We start from the raw sequence: 21,149 nt of genomic DNA, 5'->3' as shown, positions 1-21,149 counted from the left end.
TGCTCCCCTGTGGCTCAGCGGCCCCACGGCGGCTCCGTCCGCAGTGGCCTGCGAGGCGACGGCGCGGCTCCCGGCCGGGTGAGGTGCCGGGAAAAACCGGATGTGCCGGGCGCGGTGCTGCTGCGAGCATCGGAACATGATCAAACCATGGATACCCGACGAGCTCGCGTACGCCGGACCTGAGCACCTCGACGCCGCGTTCGTCGCCGGGTTCGACCGGAAGCAGGGCAGGCCCGACCCCGAAGAGGACCTCGCCGTGCTCGCGAGGCACGGCGTGGGGGAGAGCGCGACGGTGGTGGAGTTCGGCGCGGGGACCGGACAGTTCGCCCTGGCCGCGGCGCGGCGGTTCTCGCGGGTGGTGGCGGTGGACGTCTCCCCGGCGATGCACGACTTCCTGGCCGCCCGTGCCGCCGAGAACGGGCTCTCCGCCGTCGAGTGCGTGCGGGCGGGCTTCCTGTCCTACGAGCACACCGGGCCGCCCGCCGACGCGGTCTACACCCGCCACGCACTCCATCAGCTCCCCGACCTCTGGAAGGCCGTCGCGCTCGACCGCGTCGCGCGGATCGTACGGCCGGGGGGCGTCCTGCGCCTGCGTGACCTGATCTTCGACTTCCGGCCGGACGAGGCCGACGCCGTGTTCGGCCGCTGGCTCGACGGCGCGGCGGACGACCCCGCGCTCGGCTACACGCGCGAGGACTACGCCGAGCATCTGCGCACCGAGTACAGCACCTTCAGATGGCTGCTCGAACCGATGCTGGACGCCGCCGGCTTCGAGATCGTCGAGGCGGACTTCCAGCAGTCGATCTACGGGGCCTACACCTGTGTCAGGCGCTGAGAGCGTCCGGCCGACCGTCCGGGAACGGTCCATCATCAGTGGATCGCGATGAGTGTGACGAACATTACGAAACCGTGATTTGCCGGGCGTGATGCGAAGGATGTGACGAGGGTCATATCTCATTAGCATAAATGGCCATTAAGCAGGGATAACAGGAAGATCAAGAAGGGTGTCGGCTCTCCCGGATTTGGGGAATGCTTTGCCGAACGTTGGGGATCGGGGTAACTTCTGGCGTCGCGACGTGCAAGCCACGCCGTCGCGGCGAATGTCGGTCTTCGGGCCGGTTCCCTTATAAGAATCCAGCCGGCCGCCGTGCCCCCACCCGGGGGTGGAGATCATTACGGCGGCCCGCCGAATCCATGCAGCCAGGAGGCATGGAACCGGGGACCCAAAAGGCCCAGCACGCTGCGGCCAGGGGTGAATCGGCATGTTTATGCCGTAGGGCATCTTCCAAGCCCGAATCCGTCAGCTAACCCGGTAGGCATCAGTGGAAGCCCCAAGGAGAAATCCTGTCCAGCACCCTGCACAACCCTCGTCTGTCGCGCCTTTTCCGCCTTTCCCTCGGCGGTATCGCCCTCACGTTGACCGCCTCAGCCGGAGCGGTCACCCTCGGGCCCACGGCGGCGCAGGCGGCGGACGGTCCTCCCGAGATCCTGGTCAACAGTGCGGCCGGCGTCTCTGAGAAGACCGAAAGCACCACCAAGACCGTCACTCAGGCCTCGGCCACAGCCACGGCGAAGGCCAAGGCCACGGCGAAGGCCAAGGTGAAGGCCAAGGCCAAGATGAGCAAGGCGGCACGACAGAAGGTACGGGCCGGTAAGGCGGTCTCGACGGCCAAGAAGCAGATCGGCACCCCTTACCGCTGGGGAGCCTCCGGGCCCGGAGCGTTCGACTGCTCGGGGCTCGTCCGGTACGCCTGGAAGAAGGCGGGTGTGTCCCTCCCCAGGGTCACGCACAGCCAGTACAGGGCGATCAAGAAGAAGGTCTCGTGGAGCAAACTGCGCCCCGGTGACCTGATGTTCTTCAGCGGGAAGGGCCACGTCGGCATGTACGTCGGCAAGGGCAGGATGGTCCACTCGCCGAGCAGTGGCAAGACGGTTCGTGTCGTGAAGCTGGCGGGCTACTACAAGTCCTCCTTCGCCGGAGCGGCACGGCCCGGAGCCTGAGCCCGCGCCCGGGTGGGGGACCCGGGACCGCGTCGAGCGCGGCTCCCGAACTCCGAACCCGAGTGCCGGACCCGAGCACGGCGCCCGAGCGCCGGACCCGAGCACGGTGCCTGAGCACCGCGCCCGAGTACGGGAGCCCGAGCCCGCGTCCGGGCACACGCCGGAGGCGCGTCGAAAGCGCGTGCCGAAAGCACACGCCCGAGCACGGAAAAGCGGCCCCGGCCCTCCACCAGGAGGGCCGGGGCCGCTCCATGCCGGTCGAGATGCCGGTCAAGTACCATCGGCTCGTATGTCCGTCCCGAAAGGGCGCCGCGCCGTGCTCGCCGGGATGCTGGCGCTGATGAGCGCCGGTCCGTTCGCCGGGACGGGCCCCCTCCTGGCCGGAGCCGCCCCGCTCCTCCCGCACGGCCCGTACGACGCCCGGCGCCTCCTCCGGGACCCGGGCGACCTCCGCGACCTGTGGCCGGGTGCCGCCGTCACCGTCACGGGCGAGCACTCCCTCGTGATCGGCCACGGCGTCCCCGACGCCGTCCTGCGGGATCTGGCGGCGAGGGCCGACCGCGCCCGCGCGACGATCGCGGAGATCTGGGGGCCGGTCCCCGCGGTGATCCTCTTTCCCGCCGACGACGCCGAGGCCGCGACGCTCGCCGGAGCCGGCAGCACCCGCGGCCTGGCCGCGATGGCGACCGCGGACCGGGTGATCGTCCTGCCCTCGGGATACGCCAGGCTCACCGAGACCGGCAGGGACGTGGTGATCACCCACGAGCTCGCCCACGTGGCCACCGGCGCGACCCGTGGTGGCCGGGTGCCGATGTGGCTGTCGGAGGGCTTCGCCGACTACGTGGGCTACCGCGACGCCGGGATCGCGGTGCGCACGGCCGCCGCCGAGCTGGCCGCCGAGGTGCGCGCGGGCGTCCTGCCCGAGCGTCTGCCGGGACCGGCCGACTTCGCCCCCGGTGCGCCGAGGCTCGCGCAGGCGTACGAGGAGGCGTGGCTCGCCTGCCGGTTCGTCGCGGAGCGCTTCGGGGAGAAGGCGCTGGTGAGGCTCTACGGTAGCGATGTCGGGAGCGCGCTCGGCCTGTCGCCGGCCGAGTTCACCGCATCCTGGCGCGACTACCTCGGGAAGGAACTCACGTGACGCTGAGCACGAAGGACGCGCCCTCGGGCGTGCGGTCGGCGGGATGGGCGACGGCCGGCCTGGGGGCGGTCACGCTGGCGGTCGTGGCGTTCACCACGCCCTGGAGCGTGCTGCCCGACGGAGCTCCGCCCGTCACCCCTGATCCGGCCCGCGACTTCACCGCCGAGCAGATCGCCAGGGCCGAGACGTTCGACGCGCTGGTCAGCCTTCCCGGCTACCTGTCGCTCGGCCTGACGCTGGTCGTGGCGGGGGTGCTGATCGCCACCCCGCTGGGCGCGCGGCTCGTCGACCGGCTGCCGGGGCCGTGGTGGCTGCGGACGCTGCTCGGCGTGCTGGCGCTGTCGGTGGCCGTGGCGATCCTGCGCTGGCCCCTGGGGATGTGGTCGGAGGGCTACCTGCGCGACTTCGGGCTGTCCACCCAGGCATGGCCCGCGTGGGCGGCGGACCGGGCCAAGAGCACCGGCATCGGCGCCGGGCTGACCGCGATCATGGTGGTGGCGGTGATCGGCCTGGCGCGACGCTACCGGCGCTGGTGGATCCCCGCGGCGGCCGGGGCGTTCGTCCTGACCGTCGCGGCCTCCTTCGCCTACCCGGTGCTCATCGAACCGGTCTTCAACGACTTCAGGCCGCTGGAGGCCGGGCCACTTCGCGACGACCTGCTCGCGATGGCCGACAGGGACGGCGTGCCGGTCGAGAACGTGCTCGTCGCCGACGCCTCCCGGCGGACCACCGCGCTCAACGCGTACGTCTCCGGATTCGGCGCGACCCGCAGGATCGTGGTCTACGACACGCTGCTGCGCGCGCCCGCCGACGAGGTCGAGCTGGTGGTCGCGCACGAGTTGGGCCACGCCAAGGCGGACGACGTGCTGTGGGGCACCCTCGTCGGCGGTCTGGGCGCGGCGTTCGGGGCGTGCCTGCTGTACGTGGTGACCTCGGCGGGAGGCGTGCGGCGCAGGGCCGGGGTCACCTCACTCGGCGACCCGAGGGCGGTGGGACTGGTGATGGGGGTGCTGAGCCTGGCCACGGTCCTGTCGGGGCCGGCCCAGAACCTGGTGAGCAGGCATATCGAGGCCCGCGCGGATCTGCACGCGCTCGACCTGACGAGGGATCCCGCGACGTTCGTGGCCATGCAGAAACGGCTGGCATTAACCAATATTTCGGATTTGTCGCCTGATTTCGTTGAGTATGTACTTTATGTATCGCATCCCACGGCACCGCAGCGCATCGCCATGGCACGTTCCTGGGCCGGGCTGAACGGCCTCCCCGAGCCGTGAGCCGCACGCTGGTCGTCACGAACGACTTCCCGCCCCGCGCGGGAGGGATCCAGTCGTTCGTGTACGGTCTCATCGCCCGACGCCCGCCCGGCTCGGTCGTCGTCTACGCGCCCCGGTGGACCGGCAGCGCGGCCTTCGACCTGCGCCAGCCGTATCCCGTCGTACGGCACCCCACCTCGCTGATGCTGCCCACGCCCGCCGTCGCCCGCCGGGCCGCCGAGCTGGTCGCCGAGTTCGGGTGCGACACCGTGGTCTTCGGGGCGGCGGCGCCGCTCGGGCTGATCGCGCCCAGGATGCGCGAGGCCGGGGCCCGCCGCGTCGTCATGGTCACCCACGGCCACGAGGCGGGCTGGACCGGGATCCCGGTCGGCCGCCAGGTGCTCGCCAGGATCGGGGCGAGCGCGGACGTGGTCACCTATCTGGGGGAGTACACCCGGCGCAGGCTGGCCGGGGTGATAGCCGAGGACAAGCTGGTACGGCTCGCTCCCGGCGTCGACACCGAGGTCTTCCACCCGGGGGCCGGGGGAGGGCGGGTGCGCGCGAGACTCGGCCTGGGAGAGCGGCCGGTGGTGGTCTGCCTGTCCAGGCTGGTGCCGCGCAAGGGGCAGGACACGCTCCTGCGGGCCTGGCCCGGCGTGCTCAGGGACGTGCCCGGCGCGGTGCTCCTCATCGTCGGCGGGGGCCCGTACCGCAGGACCCTGGAGCGGCTGGCCCGGCCGCTGGGCGGCTCGGTCAGGATGACCGGCCCCGTGTCCGAGGCCGAACTGCCCGGCTACCTCGCCGCGGGCGACGTGTTCGCGATGCCGTGCCGCACCCGACTGGGCGGCGTCGACGTGGAAGGGCTCGGCATCGTCTACCTGGAGGCCTCCGCGAGCGGCCTGCCCGTGGTGGCCGGCTCCTCGGGCGGCGCCCCCGACGCCGTACTGCGCGGGGAGACGGGCCTGGTCGTCGACGGCACCCGCCCGCGGGAGGTCGAGGCGGCCCTGATCGGCCTGCTCAAGGACGGGGCCGGGGCGCGTGCCATGGGGGAACGCGGGCGCGAGTGGGTGGCGCGCGAGTGGAGCTGGGACCTCGCGGCCTCCCGCTTCGCGCGCCTCCTGGAACCGGCGGAGACCCCCTGACGGCAGAGGGGCTCCGCGAGGACCTGCCTCCTGGCCGTGCAGGGGCCGCTGAGACCTCTGGCGGTGGAGAGACACGAGGCCCCGGGGCCGTGAAGGGATCCCGCTGAGACCTCTCGCGAGAGGTCTCAGATGGGCACCCGGCCGTAAGCGGGGCCGCGCGGACCTCTCAGCCGTAGAGGGATTCGACGGGGACCTCTCGTGAGAGGCCCCAGCGGGCATCCGGTTGTAAGCGGGGCCGTGAAGATCAGCCGTAGAGGGATTCGACCTGCTTGGCGAAGTCGCGCATCACGATATTGCGCTTGATCTTCAGGGTCGGGGTGAGGTGCCCGCTCTCCTCGTTGATGTCGAGGTCGAGGATGACGAACTTCTTGATCTGCTCGGCCTTGGAGACGGACCTGTTGGCGCCGTCCACCGCCTTCTGCACCTCGGCGACGATCGCCGGATCGGAGCTGAGGGTGGCGAGGTCAGCACCGGTCCTGTCGTTGGCGGCCTTCCACTGCTCCAGGGCCTCGACGTCGAGCGTGATGAGCGCCGCGACGAACGGCCTGTCGTCGCCGACCACCATCGCCTGGCTGATCAGCGGGTGGGCCCGGATGTGGTCCTCCATCGGGGCCGGGGCGACGTTCTTGCCCGCGGCGGTGACGATGATCTCCTTCTTCCTGCCGGTGATGCGGAGATAGCCGTCCTTGTCGAGCTCGCCGATGTCGCCGGTGTGGAACCAGCCGTCCGCGTCGATCGCCTCCGCGGTGGCCTCCTCGTTGTTCCAGTAGCCCTTGAAGACGTGGCGCCCCTTGACGAGCACCTCGCCGTCGTCGCCGATGCCGATGGTGACGCCGGGGAACGGCTTGCCGACGGTGCCGATCTTGTTGGCTCCCGGCATGTTGACCGAGGACGGCGCGGAGGTCTCGGTGAGGCCCCAGCCCTCCAGGGTCTCGATGCCCACGCCGCGGAAGAAGTGGCCGAGCCGCTCGCCAAGGGCGGAACCGCCGGACACCGCCGTCGTCAGCCTGCCTCCGGTCGCGGCGCGGATCTTGCCGTAGACGAGCTTGTCGAACAGGGTGTGCTTGAGCCGAAGGCCCAGCCCCGCGCCACCCGCCGACTCGGCCCTGCTCCAGGCGACGGCGGTGTCGGCCGCGGCGTGGAAGATCTTCCCCTTGCCCTCGGCGGTCGCCTTCTGCTCGGCGCCGTTGTAGACCTTCTCGAACACACGGGGCACGCCCAGCAGGAACGTGGGCTTGAAGGCCTGCAGGTCGGGGGCGACGTTCTTCATGTTGGGGGTGTGCGCGAGGATCGTGGCCGTCTCGATCAGCACGATCTCGATGATGCGGGCGAAGACGTGCGCGAGCGGCAGGAAGAGCAGCGCCGCCCTCTCCTCCACGACGAACAGCCGCTCCAGCGGGCCTTTCGCGACGTTCCTCGCGGTGAACAGCAGGTTGTCGTGGGTGAGGCTGCAGCCCTTGGGCCTGCCGGTGGTCCCCGAGGTGTAGACGATGGTCGCCAGGTCGGCGATGCCGCGACTCGACCTGCGCTCCGCGAGCGTCTCGTCGGTGACCTCGGCGCCGAGCGCGGTGAGCTCCTCCAGGGCGCCGCCCTCGATACGCCAGATGTGCTTGAGGCCGGGCAGGCCGGACGCGTCCTCGCGGATCGTCTCCTCGTGCGACTCCAACTCGGCGAACACGGCCTTCGCGCCGCTGTCGGAGATGATCCAGGCGACCTGGTCGGCGGAGGAGGACTCGTAGATCGGCACGCCCACCGCGCCCGCGGTCCAGATCGCGTAGTCGATCACGGTCCACTCGTAGCGGGTGCGCGACATCAGGGCCACCCGGTCGCCGGGCTCCACCCCGGCCGCGATCAGGCCCTTGGCCACCCCGGCGACCTGGTCGCGGAACTCACGGGCGGTGACGGCGATCCAGTCGTCGCCGACCTTGCGCCGCAGGGTGACGACGTCGGGCTCCTCCTTCGCGCGGCGGAACACGGTGTCGGTGAGGTTGGCGGAGGCGGGGACATCCACCAGCACGGGGACGCTGTACTCGCGCACGGGTCACTCCTGGAGACGCACGATCGATGGGCTGTCTGGAAGTTATCGCGATAAGTTACGTGTGGGTAAATTCGTCACCCAGGCGTTATGAAGACTGATTTCACCGTAGCAAGTACCGTCGCAGCGGACCGTCGGCCGCGCCGTACGCCTTCACGCCGGGCTCACGCCCTGCGAGGTTCATCCCATATGGCCCTACTCGTTGGTGGTGAGGATGCCTGACATGCGGGTTCACGTCGTCAGTGACGTACACGGAAGAGCCGACGCGCTGGCCCGCGCGGGAGACGGCGCCGACGCGCTCATCTGCCTGGGCGACCTCATCCTGTTCGTCGACTATGAGGACCACTCCCAGGGCATCTTCGCCGAGCTCTTCGGGGCCGAGCGGGCGGGGGAGTTCATCGCGCTGCGTACGGCCAAGCGGTTCGAGGAGGCGCGGGCCATGTCCTCCGCGCTGTGGGCCTCGCTGGAGGGCGACCCGCGCGACCACATCGAGCGCTCCGTCCGGCGGCAGTACGGCGAGATCTTCGCCGCGATGCCGACCCCCGCGTACATCACCTACGGCAACGTGGACCTGCCGGTCTACTGGCCGGAGTACGTCAGGGAGGGGCACCGGGTGCTCGACGGCGAGACCGTGGAGATCGGGGGGCTGCGGTTCGGCTTCGTGGGGGGCGGGCTGCGCACCCAGTACCGGACCCCGTACGAGATCGACGACGAGGAGTTCGCCCGCAAGGTCGAGGCCGTCGGCGAGGTCGACGTGCTCTGCTGCCACATCCCTCCCGCGATCCCCGAACTGCTCTACGACGTGGTCGCCCGGCGCTTCGAGCGGGGCAGCGAGGCCACCCTGGAGATGATCAGACAGACCCAGCCGCGCTACGCCCTGTTCGGCCACGTCCATCAGCCCCTGGCCGCCCGCACCCGGATCGGCAGGACCGAATGCCTCAACGTGGGGCACTTCAGAAACAAAGGCGTCCCCTACGTGCTGGAGCTTTAGCCGATCCGGCGCCGGACGGGCGCCTCGGGGGCACGGCTTCCCGTCGTCGGGTTCCCGTCACCGGCCCGTCACCGTCCACCGCCGTCGTGGTGTCCCCGCCTGGCCACGCCCGGCCCCGCCGGGCGTACATCGGCGATCGTGAGGCAGTACGGTTGCCCCATGGCTGATCGCACCACCTCCAGCATCAAGATCGGCGCGGACCGGTCGACCGTCATGACGGTCATCGCCGACTTCCCCTCGTACCCGGAGTGGGCCGGTCAGGTGAAGGCCGCGCGCGTCCTGTCCACGGGGGAGGACGGCCGGCCCGCCACGGTCCGGTTCGTCCTCGACGCGGGTGTGATCAGCGACGAGTACACCCTCCGCTACACCTGGCACGGTGAGGAGTCCGTCGACTGGAGCATCGCCGAGGCCGGAAAGATGGTCTCCGGGCTCACCGGGAGCTATCGTCTTGCCGACGCGGGCAACGGCACCGAGGTGACGTACGAGCTCGCCGTGGATCTCAAGGTCCCGATGATCGGCATGATCAAGCGGAAGGCGGAGAAGGTCATCATCGACACCGCCCTGAAGGGGCTGAAGAAGCGCGTCGAGACCCCATGAGGGTGGGGGAGGCGCGGTACGGCGCGGAGCGCGGCTCCACGTTCTTCCGCCGGGAGGTGGCGTGAGCAGGGTCCTGCTCTTCACCGGCAAGGGCGGCGTCGGCAAGACGACCGCCGCCGCCGCGACGGCCACACTCGCCGCCCGGTCCGGGCTCAAGACCCTGGTGGTCTCCACCGACACCGCCCACTCGCTCGCCGACGCCCTCGGCGTGCGCGCGGGCGGGGAGCCCACGGAGATCGCGCCCGGTCTCTCCCTCTACCAGGTCGACACCCAGAAGGTGCTGGAACGCCAGTGGGGCGAGCTGCGCGACTACGCCAGGGGCGTCTTCGCCGAGCTCGGCCTCGACGAGGTGACCGCCGAGGAGATCACGGTGCTGCCCGGCGCCGAGGAGATCATCGCGCTCCTCGAACTGCGAGAGCAGGCGCGCACCGGCCTGTGGGACGTCATCGTCATCGACTGCGCCCCGACCGCCGAGACACTCCGGCTGCTCGCTCTGCCCGAGGCCCTCGACTGGCACGTGAACCGGCTGCTGCCCGTCGGCAGGCGGCTGCTCGGCGCCCTTTCCCCGCTGGTCCGCCGCCTGGCGCAGGTCAGCATGCCGGAAGACCACGTGATCGGCGCGGGCGAGCGGCTCCACCGGGGCCTGCTGGAGGTTCGCGAACTGCTCACCGGACCCGACGCGAGCGTCCGGCTGGTGCTCACCCCCGAGGCCGTCGTGCTCGCCGAGGCCCGGCGCACGCTGACCTCCCTCAGCCTGTACGGCTACCGGGTGGACGCGGTGGTCGCGAACCGTGTCTTCCCCGCGGAGGGCGCCGACCCGTGGCGGGAGAGATGGGTGCGAGCCCAGGCCCGCCACCTGGCCGAGGTCGAGGAGTCGTTCGCGCCGCTGCCCGTGCACATCGTGCCGTACCTGGAGGCCGAGCCCGTCGGCCTCGATGCCCTCATCACCGTCGCCGAGGCCATGTACGGCGAGAGCGACCCCTTCGCGCCGCCCTCCGTCGACCCGCCGCTGCGGATCACCGCCGACGGCGAGCTGTTCCTCGCCCTGCCGCTCGCGGACAAGGACGAGGTGGATCTGGCGCGCAAGGGCGACGAGCTGATCGTCAACGCCGGTTCCTACCGCCGTGTCCTGGCCCTGCCCGCCGCACTGGCCCGCAGGTCGGTGCGGGACGCCGCGCTCCGAGATGGGTTTCTCCGGGTACGGTTCGAATCGGGAGGGCCTGATGACCGATAACACGAATGACGCTGAGAAGACCCCGAAGCCGCGTGCGCCGAGGAAGCCGCGGAAGAGTGCCGCCGCGAAGCCGCCGCCCGAGGTCGGAGACATCGGGGGCGCCGGGAGTGCCGAGAGCACTGAGAGCACTGAGAGCACCGGGAGCACAGGAAACGTCGAGGCCGCTGGGGGCGGGGCCGCGGGCAAGGCTCAGAGGAGCCGCCGACCGGCGAAGACGACGGCCAGGAAGAGCCGGCCCGTAGAGCCGGTCGAGGAGTCCCCGCAGGGAGGACCTGCCGGGTCGTCCGAGCCCGTCGAGCCCGTCGAGCCCGTCGAGCCCGTCGAGCCCGTCGAGCCCGTTGTGCGGGCTGAGCCGGTGGAGGCCGTCGAGCGACAGCAGGACGCGGGGGAGCCCGTGCGGGCCGAGCGCGTCGAGAAGGTCGCGCGCCTGGAGGTGGTCGAGGTGGAGACCGTGGCCGAGGCCGCGCCCTCCGAGCGGCCCCCGGGCTCCGGCCAGGCTCCGGGCTCCGAGCAGGTCTCGCCCGCCGAGCAGGCCGAGCGCGACGCGCGCGCCGAGTGGTTCGAGCGCGCCGACCGGGCCAGGCGTGAGGAGCGGGCGGCCGGATGGACCCCTTGGTCCCGGCCGGGCGACCGCGCCGAGGCCACGAGCCGGGAGAAGGACACCGCCGCCGAAGAACGAGCGCGTGAAGAGCGGGCACGTGAGGAGCGTGCGCGCGACGAGCGGGCGCGTGAGGAGCGGCGGGCACGGGAGGAGCGGTCCCAGGGGGGCAAGGACCCGCTGGGCACCGCCGCCGAGGAGGCGTTCAAACTCTTCGACACCCTGCAGCAGAAAGCCACCAGGGAACTGCGCAAGAATCTGATCAAGGGCACGATGACCGGGGTCGGCAGCGCGCTTTCCGGTGGCGGGCGCGGAAGAAGAGAGCGGGACGTGTGGGAGGAGGCGGTCTCGGAGCATGAGGAGTACATCTGCCGGGCCTGCCCCGTCTGCCGCGCGATGGCCGCGCAGCGTGAGTCGGGCGGCGGCGCCGTCACCGACCACCTCATGCAGGCGGGCACCGAGCTGTTCGCCGCCTTCAAGTCGGCCGTCGACGGACTCGGCAAGCCCGCGCCCGCACAGCGGGAGCGCGAGCGCGAGCGAGGAGACACCCCCGTGGAGCACATCGACCTGGGGTGAGCCCAGGGGGAGAGGATGAATGGACAATGGCGCTGACCATCGGTGTGGACATCGGCGGTACGAAGGTCGCGGCGGGAGTCGTCGACGAGGACGGCCTGATCATCGAGCATGCTCTGCGACCCACCCCGGCGGAGAATCCGGACCAGGTGGCCAACACGATCGGTGATGTGATCCTGGAGCTCTCCAAGGACCGGGAGATCGAGGCCGTCGGACTCGGCGCGGCCGGGTTCGTCGACGAGACCAGGTCCATTGTCCGCTTCGCCCCCAACCTCGCCTGGCGCGAGGAGGCGCTGCAGAAGAAGGTCTCCGACATGGTCGGCCTTCCCGTCGTGGTGGAGAACGACGCCAACGCGATGGCGTGGGGCGAGGCGAGGTTCGGCGCGGGACGCGGCGAGACCCACCTGGTGTGCGTGACCGTCGGCACCGGCATCGGCGGAGGCATCGTCTTCGACGGCTCCCTGTACCGGGGGCGCTGGGGCATGGGTGCCGAACTCGGCCATATGCAGGTGGTCCCCGACGGGCGCCTGTGCGGGTGTGGCAACCTCGGCTGCTGGGAGCGGTACGCGAGCGGCAGCGCCCTCGTGATGGAGGCCAAGCTGATCGCCGAGGCCGAGCCGGACCGGGCCGTCAAGCTCCTGGAGATCGCCGGAGGAACGCCCGACCAGATCGAGGGCCAGGAAGTCACCGAGGCGGCCAGGCAGGGCGACCCGGCCGCGCTCGCCGCGTTCTCCTCGATGGCCCGCTGGATCGGCCAGGGCCTGGCCGACCTCGCCGCCGTCCTCGACCCGGGCTGCTTCGTCCTCGGCGGCGGCGTCTCGCGCGCCGCGGACCTGTGGATCGACGAGACCCGCGAGTTCTTCAACACCCACCTGAGCGGACGGGGGCACCGCCCGCTGGCCGAGGTCCGCTGCGCCGAACTCGGCCCCTCGGCGGGCCTGGTGGGCGCCGCGGACCTCGCCCGCAGGCGCTGACGGCTTCCTCGCCATCCGTACCGGTCGCCCGCATGCCAATCGGAGCGGGCGACTGGTATGCCCTGCGGCGCGCGGTTATCCTCGCGGCACGCGTCGCGAATCGAGGTGGCCGGGTGCTCAGGATCGCCAGCTACAACGTGCGCTCCATGAAGGACGACGTCCCGGCGCTGGGACGGGTGGTCGCCGCGCTCCGCGCTGACGTGCTCTGCGTACAGGAGGCGCCCCGTTTTCTGTTCTGGCGTCGCAGGAGAAGGCGGCTCGCCTCATTCGGCGGGCTCGCCGTGGCCGCGGGCCGCCGCAGGGGCGGGGTCGCGGTGCTGACCGGCCCCGGGGTGCGGCTGCTGCACGGGGAGGGCCGTCTCCTGGAGTCCTTCTTTCCTCTGGAGCGGCGCGCCATCGCGATCGCCGTGGTGGAGTCGGGGGGACGGCGGGTCGCCGTCGGCTCCGTCCATCTGGATCTCGACGAGACCGCCCGGCGCCGCCACGCGGACGAGGCGGTGAGGTTGCTGAGGGCGGTGGCCGACCGGTTCGACGCGCTGCCGGTGCTGGCGGGAGACATCAACGAGCAGTCCGGTCAGCCGAGCTGGCGTCACCTCACCGAGCGGCTCACCGACTGCTACCCGGTCTCGCCGCGCGGCGACGGTTTCACCTTTCCCGCCAAAGGCCCGCACAAGCGGATCGACGCGATCTTCGCGGTGGAGGGCCTCTCGGTGGTCTCCTGCGGCGGGGCCGACGCGGACCCCGCCGACCTGGTGGCCGCCACCGACCACCTGCCGGTGATCGCCGAGCTTGACCACTCGCGCTCCGAGACCGGCCAACCGGCTCCGGTCACGGGTACCGGCTCCGGTACGGGTCCGGTGAGGTCACCCGATGTGGGCGGGCCGCCGAGCGCCACGCGGGGCGACCCCGATACGGGCCTTTCCGGGGAGCCGGACGTGGGTCTTATGAGGGAGCCCGGATGACGAGTGGTTCCGTGCCAGGGAAAATTTCCGTGACGGGGGAAGGACGTCTTTCCAGATAGCGCCCGTCAAGTGAGGAGACCGGCACGCGGGGAGTGGATGAGCCCCGTACCATTTGAAACATGACCCGTCGCCTTCCGCGGCGTGCGCTGGTTCTCTGCGCGGGAGGCCTGCTCCTGCTGTCCTCGCAAGCGTTCCCAGCCCATGCCGACCCTGTCAGCCCGCCCGCGATCGAGGCGTGGCAGGCTCCGGTGAGCGCGGGCCTGAGCAGTGACGGGTCGCTGTCCGACGTGGTGGGCGTCTCGGCCACGAGCGTCTGGGCGGTCGGCCAGCAGAGTGTCTGGGACGTCTGGCAGAGCCGGGGCGCGATCACCCACTGGGACGGCTCCTCGTGGAGCGAGGTCGGCATCCGCAACGACCCGACCGGCGCCGGGCCGCTGCGCTCGGTCGCGGCGGCCTCGCCGACCGAGCTGTGGGCCGTCGGCGAGGGGCACGACGGCCTCCCCTACCTGGCGAGGGGAGACGGGGCGTCCTTCGACAGGGTCATCGTCGACAAGCTGCACGCCGGCGACTGGCTGGGCGGGGTGGCGGCCGTTCCGGGCCGGGTGGTCGCCGTCGGGCGGCGCGACAAGGTGCCCATGGTCGTGACCGGCACCGGCTCGAAGTGGAAGCTCACCCAGCTTCCCGACAAGGGCGCGCTGTACGGGGTGGCGCTGTCGGGCAAGAGCGACGGGTGGGCGGTGGGCGACACCGGCGGCAAGCCGTTGATCATGAAGCAGTCCGGCGGGCGCTGGAAGACCTACAAGACCCCCCGGATTCCGGGCGGCTACCTGCGTGACGTCCACCTCGACGGCCCCAAGCGGGCCCTCGCCGTCGGCGGCGTCTACCGGGAGAACGGGGGGATCGTCCCGCTCGCCCTGTCGTGGAACGGCAAGAAGTGGTCTCGGGTCTCCCTCCCCGAGGGAGACGTCCGGCTGTACGGGGTGACGGGCGACCGCAAGGGCCGCTACTGGATCTCCGGGGTCGATCTGGATCGGCCGGGGGAGGCCTTCCTGCTCCGGTACGACGGGCGCAAGGTCAAGACGCTGCGCGGTCCTGAGACCGCCGCTCCCCGGACGGTGCGGCTCCAGTCGGTGGCCTACCTGCCGGGCACCGACACCGTGTGGACCGTCGGCCACGTGGTCGACGCCTCCGGCAAGTACACCGACGTGATCGAGCGCTTCGGCAACTCGGCGCGTGCCGGCTCGGCACGCACCAAGCAGTAGCGGACTCGGGGCGCACCGACTCGGGGCGCCAAGCAATGGCGGACTCGGGGCGCACCGAGCAGCAGGCCGCTCAGATGACCGCGCCGTCGTCCCAGCCGGAGTCGTTGGGCGGGCCGTCACCCATGCGGACCACCAGCGCCACGAAGCCGCCGATGAACGCCGCGACCGCGGTGAAGAGCATCCATCCCTGCAGGTTCCAGCCGAGCGCGGCGCTGAGCAGCAGGTAGGCGGGGCCGCCGAACAGCGCGAGCCATGCGATCTTGGTGGTGGCGTCGGTCTTGGGCAGCGGGGGTGGGGGCGGAGGCACGTAGTGCCCCTCCTCGTCCTCGCCGCCGGACTGCTCCGTGCCGGTTTCGGCCTCGTCGGCGGGATCGTCCTCACGCAGGAGGTCTTCCTCGTCCGATTGCTTGATCACCCGTCGCGGAGGCTCGGCCGGGAGGTTCTCGCTGTCCGGCCACGGCTGATCTGCCGAGTCGCGCTCGGCGGTGTCGTTGAAGGACGCGACGATCTGACGCCAGACCTCGTCCTCATCGCTTTGAGGTGTCACCTAGTTGGGCTCGTTGCTCATCGGTCGATCACTTTCTCCCGAAGACCGCGCATCCCCCGCTCGCGATCAGTCTCTCTGCAAGGGTACAGACGCGTTCGAGGTGATGAACTCCAGGCTCCCCGCGAAGATCCGTTCAGCGTCGTTGTCAAGCGTCGCGACATGGTAGCTGTCGGCGAGCTCCACCACATTCAGATTCCCCTTGGTCAGCCTCTCCCGCAGAATACGCACACTCATCGGTTTCACAACATGATCCTGCGGACTATGGAAAACCAGGACGGGTTGGGTGATCTTACCCAGCTCCGATCGGGTCAGCGACCACAGCCGCAGGAGGGTGGCCGCGGCCTTGACCGGCGTACGCGTGTAGCCGAGCTCGGCCGCCCCCTCCTTCTTGATGTCCCCGGCCACGCCCGGCACCGACGCGACCACGAACTTGAGCAGGGGAGCCAGTCTGAGCAGTGGCACGTCGTTGACGATCGACGGGTTGACGACCACCACTCCCTTGATTCCGTCGCCGTGCACCTCGGCGAGCCGCAGCGCCATGCACCCGCCCAGTGAAAGGCCCATCACGAAGACCTCGGCGCAGCTGCCGCGCAGGTCCGCCAGGGCCTTGTCCAGCTCGGCGTACCAGTCCTCCCAGCCGGTGCGGGCCATCTCCCGCCAGGTGGTGCCGTGGCCGGGCAGCCTCGGCAGCGCCACCGTCAGGCCCGCCGCCGCCAGGTATTCGCCCCAGGGACGCAACGACTGCGGCGATCCGGTGAATCCGTGGCAGAGCAGGACGCCGATCTGTCCTCCCGCATGGTGGTACGCCTCCGCACCGGGCATGACTGGCATCGCGGCTCCTAGTAAGGTTCGCCTGATCGTCGCACGACTGGGACATGTTTTGCGAGAGGTCGATTTGGGTGGTTCGGTGGGGTAGGTGGCCGGGATCTGAAGTGGGAGGATAACTCCAGATTCTCGGCTGTCAATCGAAGGAGCATCGAGTGTTCTACTGGGTGGTGAAGGCCATCCTCTCGCCCTTACTTCATCTGATTTTCCGCCCCTGGGTGGAGGGTGTGGGGAACGTGCCGAAGCAAGGGCCGGTGATCCTCGCCGGAAACCACCTGTCGTTCGCCGACCACTTCTTCGGGGCGCTGTTCCTGCGGCGCAAGGTGATCTCTCTCGGCAAGTCCGACTATTTCACCGGCCGAGGTCTCAAGGGGCGGTTGAGCAAGGCCTTCTTCAGCGGCGTCGGCACCGTGCCCATCGACCGCTCCGGCGGCAAGGCGAGCGAGGCGGCGTTGCGCACCGGCAAGCGCATCCTCGGCGAGGGGAACGTGCTCGCCATCTATCCCGAGGGTACGCGTTCCCATGACGGCCGCCTCTACAAGGGCAAGACCGGTGTGGCCCGCCTCGCGCTGGAGGCGCGGGTGCCGGTCGTCCCGTGGGCGATGGTCAACACCTTCGAGATGATGCCCCCGGGCAGCGTCCTTCCCAAGCTGGGCATCCGCCCGGGGGTGAAGTTCGGCAAGCCGCTCGACTTCAGCCGCTACTACGGGATGGAGGAGGACCGCCTCGTCCTGCGCGCCGTCACCGACGAGATCATGTACGCGCTGATGGAGCTCTCCGGCCAGGAGTACGTCGACAAATACGCCGCGAGTGCCAAGGTCGAGGCCGCCCGCGCCGCCAAGGAGGCGAAGGAGGCCGCCAGGCAGGCCGCGAAGGAGGCGCGCAAGCGCTCCTGACCGGGCCGGGCGTCGTCACCGGTGCGGCGGGATCAAAGGGCGGTGAAGCCGATCCGAGGGCTGGGCGGAGTGACCGGCGAATCGGGATCAAAAGGGTGAGGCAGGGTGACCGGTGAGGCGGGTCAGCGGGTCGACTCGCGGATCACCAGCTCGGGTTGGAACATGATCTGCTGATGGGCGTGCGAGTCAGGGTTGTCGCACTCGTCCAGCAGTAGCTCGGTGGCGACCCGGCCCAGCCGGTGGGTCGGCTGCCGGATGGAGCTGAGCGAGACCGTCGACGCCGAGGCGAAGTCGATGTCGTCGTAACCGATGAGGGAGACGTCCTGGGGGACCCGTACGCCCGCCTGGAGCAGCCCGCGCAACATGCCCAGGGCGAGCAGGTCGTTCGCGCAGAACACGGCGTCGGGCAGCCGCCCCTCGGCGATCAGCTTCTCCGCCGCCTGCTGTCCCGACCTGGCGTTCATCGTGCTCACCGCGATCTCCTGCAGCACCTCCCCGGGGTCGTGGCCCGCCGTGGTCAGCGCCCGCTCCGCGCCGGTCAGGCGGTCGGCGCACTGGCGGATGGTGTGCGGGCCGGTGACGTAGGCGATCCGCTCGGCTCCGATGGAGAGCAGGTGGGAGACCGCGAGCGAGCCGCCGGTGACGTCGTTGACCGCGACCGAGCACTGGTCGGCGCGTTCGGCGGGGTGGTCCACCAGGACCACGCTGATGCCGCGCTCCTTGAGCTGGTCGAGTTTGGCCAGGTTCTCCCCGGCGGGCGTGATGAGCACGCCGCGGACCCGCTGTTCGGCGAAGACCAGGAGGTTGCGCTCTTCCTTGAGCAACTCGCCCGAGGAGTTGCCCAGGATCACCGCGTACCCGCGCTCGCTGGCCACCTCCTCGACCCCCGCCGCCACGTCGGTGAAGAAGGGGTTGCCGATGTCGATGACAGACAGACCGACTGTGCGGCTGTGCCCGGCCCGCAGGCTGGAGGCGGAACCGTGCCGGACGAACCCCAGGTCGCGGATGGCCTCCTCGACCCGGGCGCGGGTGGACTCGGCGACCTTCTCCGGCCAGTTGAGCACGTTGGAGACCGTTCCCGGGGAGACCCTGGCGCGCGTCGCGACTTCCTTAATACTCACCGAGCTCATGTGCACTGATTAAAACGTAACAACCTTTGATTCGCTAGTGACTTTAGGCGCTTTTGTGCCACTTGACTGGTTTCGTCTCTCGACCCGACGTGGCGGTGTTGACGGTGCCCGTGGGTGTCACGCGACTTTTTCGCCGTCGTTGAAACGTTTTCAAGAAGCGCTCGGATCTTGCGCGACGGTCTTCCCGGCGTCCGGGGGAGGAGCGAGCGGAGAGGATCGTCCGGCCTGTTCACGCTCTCGCCGACAGGCCGGACCCCCTTCAGACAGGGGATCCGGCGTTCGCGGGTGTGGGAGGCACGGTGGCCGCTCAGGGCCTCACGGGGTGTCCGTCCCCGTGAGGTGGGCGCGGATCTGGCGGATGTGCTCCGGGGTGGTGCGGCAGCAGCCGCCGACGAAGGCCGAGCCGGCGGCGGTCCACTCGGCCGCGGCCTCCCCGAACTCCACCGGGTCGGCCAGCCCGAGCCAGCGCCGGTTCGCGGAGTCCCAGACCTCGCCCGAGTTGGGGTAGACCATGGTGGGCTTGCCCTTGATCTGCGAGATCAGGCTGGGCACGTGGCGCGGTGCCGTGCAGTTGACGCCGATCGCGATCACCTGGGGGTTGCCGGCGAACAGACCGGCCGCCATCTTGAGCGGGGTGCCGTCGTTGATGTGCTCGCCGTCGCGGCAGGAGAAGCTCACCCACGCCCGCATCCCCGGCGTCTCGGCGAGCAGCCGCCTCAGCGCCCTCGCCTCGGTGTAGGACGGGATGGTCTCGCAGGCCATCAGGTCGGCCTCGCTGTCGGCCAGGATGTGCCAGCGGTCGCGGTGCCAGTCGGTGAGGCCGTCCTCGTCGAGGTCGTAGGCGCCGGTGTACTCGGCGCCGTTCGCCAGATAGGCGCCGTACGGGCCGACGCTCGCGGCCACCGTGCCCGAACCGTGGGCGTCCCTGGCCTGGGCGGCCAGGTGCACGGAGAGCAGGATGAGGTCCTCGGCCTCGGTGGCGCTCAGCCCTCGCTTCACGAACGCGGGGATGCTCGCCTGATAACTCGCCGTTATCGCCACCTCGGCGCCGGCGGTGAAGTAGTCGAGATGCGCCTGCCGGATCACGGAGGGGTTCTCCAGCAGGAGTTTCGCCGACCAGAGGTCGTCTCGCAGGTCCGCGCCCAGCTCCTCCAAATGGGTGGCCAGGCCGCCGTCCAGAATCACCATCCCGCTACTTTATGTGGCACGGCCGAGGTTGGAACCCCGCTCTTCCTGACCTTGGTTCCGCTCTGTCCCATATCGGCCTCGTGGCGTCTTCGCCGCGTACGGTGATCCGCGCCCGCACGAGCGCCGGATTCGCAGGGGGCGCCGTTGACCGCGAAGGGCTCGTGCCTCGCTCGCGCGAGGCGAAGGAAAACGGCCACACGTCACCTCCCGCTGTCGTCCGAATCGGCCCGCCGCCCGGTAGATGTCTGTAAGGCCTCAGGACGGAGATCGTGAATGGACGACGGGTTCGACGGTTACGTGGCGACACGTTACGAGCGGCTCCGACATACGGCGTATCTGCTCACGGGGAACAGGGCGACCGCCGAGGATCTCGTGCAGACGGCGCTCGCCAAGGCATGGGTGGCGTGGCGGCGGATCGAGGGCGATCCCGATCCGTACGTGCATCGGATCATCGTCAACACCCACGCCTCGTGGTGGCGCAGGAAGTGGCGCGACGAGGTGCCCGCCGAGCACCTTCCCGAGCACGCCGATCCGAGGGACTTCACCACCGAGGTCGGTAGCCGCCAGGTGCTCTGGGAGGCGATCGGCGGCCTGTCGAGGCGGCAGCGCGCGGTCATCGTCCTGCACTACTTCGAGGAGCTCACCCTCGCGCAGTGCGCCGACGCGCTCGGCTGCTCCCTCGGCACGGTGAAGACCCAGCTCGGCCGGGCGTTGAAACGCCTTCGCGTCCATTCCGAGATCCAGACGACGGGGGCGAAGCGATGACCCATACCGAGGACGAGTTGCGCGCGGTGCTGGCCGGGAACGTCTTGGAGGGTCCCCCCGACATGCGGGAGATCGTGCGGCGTGGCCGTCGCATCAGGCGGCGCAGGGCCGTGACGGGCGTGGTGGGCGTGGCGCTCGCGGGGGCCGCCATAGCCGTCGCGGCCTTCCAGGCCCAGGGATTCCGGGAGGGCGCCGAATCGATGGAGAAGGAGCCGCCGACGGCGGCGAGGGTCTCACCGCCGACCGAACTGCCCTCGCAGGACGTCCTGGACGCCCCTTTGATCGCGTCATACGGTTCCGCGACCGTGCCCGGCGGCACGACGCTCACGTTCCGGCCGTTGAGCGACTACACCTCCTACCGGGTCGTGTGCGCTGATCCGAAGGCGGTGGTGGTGATCCGGGCGAGCGACGGAAGCAGCTCGGTCGGTACCTGTGGAGAGGAGGGCAGACATCAGTACCACTATGAGAGGCCGCTGACCTCCAGCTGGTCGGAGCGACCCCAGCGTCTCAAGGTCTGGGTCCTGCCCGGTGACGCGCCGATCGATCCTCCCGCTCCTCCCTCGCCGTCGAAGGATGACTGCAAGGTGGTCAAGAAGGAGCTGGGCATGTGTGACGGCAGGTACAAGATGACGTGGTTGACGGATCCAGGGGTCATCGAACGGGTGATCGCCGAGTTCGAGCGGCGACCGGGGCGGTGGGCGGTGGGGGTCTACGACCGGACGGGCAGGCCCGCACCGTCGAGGACGACCCCGATGCCGACGAGGACCGTCACCGTCGGACCGGACGACCGAGTCGGTACGGCGACACCGCCGGGGCCGATGCCCACGAGGACCGTCACCGTCGGACCGGACGACCGAGTCGGTACGACGACACCATCGGGGCCGATGCCGACGAGAATCGTCACCGTCGAACCGTGAGCCGGACCGTGCGGAGAGTGGGACCGCCCGCCGGCGGGTCCGGGAGACCTGCCCGGAACGCACTCCTCTCGGGTGCTCGTGCCGGGGGTGGTCCGGTGACCGTTCGAACGGTCACCGGACC

The 21,149-nt window shown here is 70.4% G+C and carries 20 protein-coding genes and 1 riboswitch; of the genes, 15 read left to right on the top strand and 5 right to left on the bottom strand.

Translation table 11 applies throughout. The annotated features are described in order from the left end of the window. The first annotated feature begins 136 nt into the window (after positions 1-136). From AB0B96_RS01875 to AB0B96_RS01855, 5 genes are all read left to right on the top strand, one after another. A complete protein-coding gene (locus tag AB0B96_RS01875) occupies positions 137-835 on the top strand; it encodes a class I SAM-dependent methyltransferase (protein WP_362895676.1) in 699 nt (232 codons plus the stop codon). 339 nt (positions 836-1,174) lie between these two features. Further along, positions 1,175-1,334, top strand: a riboswitch (cyclic di-AMP (ydaO/yuaA leader). An 82-nt stretch (positions 1,335-1,416) separates the two neighbouring features. Continuing rightward, positions 1,417-2,001: a C40 family peptidase gene (locus AB0B96_RS01870; protein ID WP_362895674.1), complete on the top strand. Its 585-nt coding sequence runs from the start codon at positions 1,417-1,419 to the stop codon at positions 1,999-2,001. Between the two features lie 289 nt (positions 2,002-2,290). Beyond that, a complete protein-coding gene (locus AB0B96_RS01865; protein ID WP_362895672.1) occupies positions 2,291-3,139 on the top strand; it encodes a hypothetical protein in 849 nt (282 codons plus the stop codon). Continuing rightward, a complete protein-coding gene (locus AB0B96_RS01860) occupies positions 3,136-4,413 on the top strand; it encodes a M48 family metallopeptidase (protein ID WP_350947487.1) in 1,278 nt (425 codons plus the stop codon). Before AB0B96_RS01865 ends, AB0B96_RS01860 begins: the two co-directional genes overlap by 4 nt. Beyond that, on the top strand, positions 4,410-5,534 hold the full coding sequence (locus AB0B96_RS01855; RefSeq protein WP_362895670.1) for a glycosyltransferase family 4 protein: 1,125 nt from the start codon (positions 4,410-4,412) through the stop codon (positions 5,532-5,534). Before AB0B96_RS01860 ends, AB0B96_RS01855 begins: the two co-directional genes overlap by 4 nt. A gap of 244 nt (positions 5,535-5,778) precedes the next feature. On the opposite strand, the gene AB0B96_RS01850 is transcribed toward AB0B96_RS01855, so the two are convergent. Next, on the bottom strand, positions 5,779-7,572 hold the full coding sequence (locus AB0B96_RS01850) for a long-chain fatty acid--CoA ligase (RefSeq protein WP_362895668.1): 1,794 nt from the start codon (positions 7,570-7,572) through the stop codon (positions 5,779-5,781). 220 nt (positions 7,573-7,792) lie between these two features. Here AB0B96_RS01850 and AB0B96_RS01845 point away from each other — a divergent pair, with 220 nt between their 5' ends. The 7 genes from AB0B96_RS01845 to AB0B96_RS01815 all read left to right on the top strand — a co-directional run bounded on the left by AB0B96_RS01845 (position 7,793) and on the right by AB0B96_RS01815 (position 14,760). Beyond that, on the top strand, positions 7,793-8,560 hold the full coding sequence (locus AB0B96_RS01845; RefSeq protein WP_362895666.1) for a metallophosphoesterase: 768 nt from the start codon (positions 7,793-7,795) through the stop codon (positions 8,558-8,560). Between the two features lie 159 nt (positions 8,561-8,719). Further along, the gene (locus AB0B96_RS01840; protein ID WP_350947491.1) at positions 8,720-9,157 is read left to right on the top strand and encodes an SRPBCC family protein; all 438 of its coding nucleotides are present in this window, start codon (positions 8,720-8,722) and stop codon (positions 9,155-9,157) included. Positions 9,158-9,218: 61 nt separating this feature from the next. After that, on the top strand, positions 9,219-10,391 hold the full coding sequence (locus AB0B96_RS01835; protein WP_362895664.1) for an ArsA family ATPase: 1,173 nt from the start codon (positions 9,219-9,221) through the stop codon (positions 10,389-10,391). Between the two features lie 340 nt (positions 10,392-10,731). Continuing rightward, positions 10,732-11,565 (top strand): hypothetical protein, encoded by an 834-nt coding sequence (locus AB0B96_RS01830; RefSeq protein WP_362895662.1) that lies wholly within the window; start codon positions 10,732-10,734, stop codon positions 11,563-11,565. 26 nt (positions 11,566-11,591) lie between these two features. Next, a complete protein-coding gene (locus AB0B96_RS01825; protein WP_350947494.1) occupies positions 11,592-12,536 on the top strand; it encodes an ROK family glucokinase in 945 nt (314 codons plus the stop codon). A 32-nt stretch (positions 12,537-12,568) separates the two neighbouring features. Further along, a complete protein-coding gene (locus AB0B96_RS01820; RefSeq protein WP_362895660.1) occupies positions 12,569-13,498 on the top strand; it encodes an endonuclease/exonuclease/phosphatase family protein in 930 nt (309 codons plus the stop codon). Positions 13,499-13,617: 119 nt separating this feature from the next. Further along, a complete protein-coding gene (locus AB0B96_RS01815; protein ID WP_362895658.1) occupies positions 13,618-14,760 on the top strand; it encodes a hypothetical protein in 1,143 nt (380 codons plus the stop codon). 70 nt (positions 14,761-14,830) lie between these two features. Here AB0B96_RS01815 and AB0B96_RS01810 read toward each other — a convergent pair whose 3' ends face one another. Together AB0B96_RS01810 and AB0B96_RS01805 are read right to left on the bottom strand one after the other, a co-directional pair. After that, entirely contained in the window at positions 14,831-15,307 is a 477-nt protein-coding gene (locus AB0B96_RS01810) for a hypothetical protein (RefSeq protein ID WP_350947497.1), read from the bottom strand. A 66-nt stretch (positions 15,308-15,373) separates the two neighbouring features. Then, positions 15,374-16,138, bottom strand: a complete 765-nt coding sequence (locus AB0B96_RS01805; protein ID WP_362502170.1) for an alpha/beta fold hydrolase — start codon at positions 16,136-16,138, stop codon at positions 15,374-15,376. A 149-nt stretch (positions 16,139-16,287) separates the two neighbouring features. Here AB0B96_RS01805 and AB0B96_RS01800 point away from each other — a divergent pair, with 149 nt between their 5' ends. Then, on the top strand, positions 16,288-17,028 hold the full coding sequence (locus AB0B96_RS01800) for a lysophospholipid acyltransferase family protein (RefSeq protein WP_350947499.1): 741 nt from the start codon (positions 16,288-16,290) through the stop codon (positions 17,026-17,028). Between the two features lie 122 nt (positions 17,029-17,150). Here the strand turns inward: AB0B96_RS01800 and AB0B96_RS01795 are convergent, their stop codons facing one another. Continuing rightward, a complete protein-coding gene (locus tag AB0B96_RS01795) occupies positions 17,151-18,158 on the bottom strand; it encodes a LacI family DNA-binding transcriptional regulator (protein WP_362895655.1) in 1,008 nt (335 codons plus the stop codon). A 315-nt stretch (positions 18,159-18,473) separates the two neighbouring features. Next, entirely contained in the window at positions 18,474-19,346 is an 873-nt protein-coding gene (mmuM, locus tag AB0B96_RS01790; RefSeq protein WP_362895653.1) for a homocysteine S-methyltransferase, read from the bottom strand. Between the two features lie 273 nt (positions 19,347-19,619). On the opposite strand from mmuM, the gene AB0B96_RS01785 reads away from it, so the two are divergent. Together AB0B96_RS01785 and AB0B96_RS01780 are read left to right on the top strand one after the other, a co-directional pair. Beyond that, positions 19,620-20,111 carry a SigE family RNA polymerase sigma factor gene (locus AB0B96_RS01785; RefSeq protein ID WP_362895651.1) on the top strand — a complete coding sequence of 164 codons (492 nt, stop codon included), beginning with the start codon at positions 19,620-19,622 and terminating at the stop codon, positions 20,109-20,111. Further along, complete coding sequence (locus AB0B96_RS01780; RefSeq protein ID WP_362895649.1) at positions 20,108-21,028, top strand: hypothetical protein; 921 nt, start codon at positions 20,108-20,110, stop codon at positions 21,026-21,028. The genes AB0B96_RS01785 and AB0B96_RS01780 overlap by 4 nt, the downstream gene beginning before the upstream one ends. Positions 21,029-21,149 lie beyond the last annotated feature (121 nt).

Origin of the sequence: Streptosporangium sp. NPDC049046 (assembly GCF_040649155.1) — a bacterium.
Classification (GTDB): Bacteria; Actinomycetota; Actinomycetes; order Streptosporangiales; family Streptosporangiaceae; genus Streptosporangium.
Note: the sequence above shows the minus strand (reverse complement) of the source record. Positions and strands in the feature narration are given on the sequence as shown.